The organism is Mesorhizobium sp. M7D.F.Ca.US.004.03.1.1, from assembly GCF_003998635.1.
GTDB lineage: Bacteria > Pseudomonadota > Alphaproteobacteria > Rhizobiales > Rhizobiaceae > Mesorhizobium > Mesorhizobium loti.
On record NZ_RZQG01001337.1, the window covers coordinates 1 to 1,181 of the forward strand.

2 protein-coding genes are annotated in these 1,181 nt (G+C 62.7%); both read left to right on the top strand.

Translation table 11 applies throughout. The features are described from left to right. Window positions 1-673 (top strand): ABC transporter ATP-binding protein (locus tag EN935_RS36860; protein ID WP_164771724.1); only part of this gene is annotated, 673 nt, incomplete at its 5' end. Next, window positions 670-1,181 (top strand): ATP-binding cassette domain-containing protein (locus EN935_RS36865; RefSeq protein WP_127374286.1); only part of this gene is annotated, 512 nt, incomplete at its 3' end. The genes EN935_RS36860 and EN935_RS36865, both read left to right, overlap by 4 nt.

Here is a 1,181-nt window from a genome sequence, read left to right on the forward strand (position 1 = left end):
GGTCAAGGCCGACCGCATGGCCTTTGACGGCATCGATCTGCTGAAGCTCAGCCCGTCCGAACGCCGCAAGATCGTCGGCAAGGACATCTCGATGATCTTCCAGGAGCCGGTCGCTAGCCTCAACCCGTGCTTCAACGTCGGCTTCCAGATCGAGGAGGTGTTGCGCTTCCACATGGGCATGGACCGCGCCCAGCGCCGGGCGCGGGCCATCGAATTGATGAAGCTGGTCGGCATCGCCGATCCGGAAGAACGCTTGAGTTCGTTTCCGCACCAGATGTCGGGCGGCCAGTGCCAGCGCGTCATGATCGCCATCGCCATCGCCTGCAATCCGAAACTGCTGATTGCCGACGAGCCGACGACGGCGCTCGACGTCACCATCCAGAAGCAGATCCTCGATCTCCTGGTTTCGCTGCAGGCCAAATACGGCATGGGCCTGATCATGATCACCCACAATATGGGCGTGGTGGCCGAGACCGCCGATCGCGTCATCGTCCAGTACAAGGGCCGCAAGATGGAAGAGGCCGACGTGCTGTCGCTGTTTGAATCGCCGAAGAGCAACTACACCCGTGCGCTGTTGTCGGCGCTGCCGGAGAACGCCGTCGGCGATCGTCTGCCGACCGTGTCCGACATGATGTTCGAGCCGGCCCCTTCGGCTGCTGGAGCCGCCTCATGAGCACCACGGTTCTCGAAGGCAAGAACATCGTCCGCGACTATCACATCGGCGGCGGCCTGTTCACCGGACCGCGCACCGTGCATGCGGTCAAGGGCGTCTCCTTCAAGGTGGACAAGGGCAAGACGCTGGCCATCGTCGGCGAAAGCGGCTGCGGCAAGTCCACACTTGCCCGCATCATCACGCTGATCGATCCGGCGACGGCGGGCGACCTGTTCATTGACGGCAACAAGGTCGACATCGTCAGGAATCCCTTGACGAAGGAGATGCGCCGCAAGGTGCAGACCGTCTGCCAGAATCCCTATGGGTCGCTCAATCCGCGCCAGAAGATCGGCGACGTGCTGGGCGAGCCGCTTTTGATCAACACCGACAAGTCGGCCGCCGAGCGGCGTGACCTGGCGATGAAGATGCTGAAGAAGGTCGGCCTCGGCCACGAGCACTACAACCGCTATCCGCACATGTTCTCTGGCGGCCAGCGCCAGCGCATCGCCATTGCCCGCGCGCTGATTCT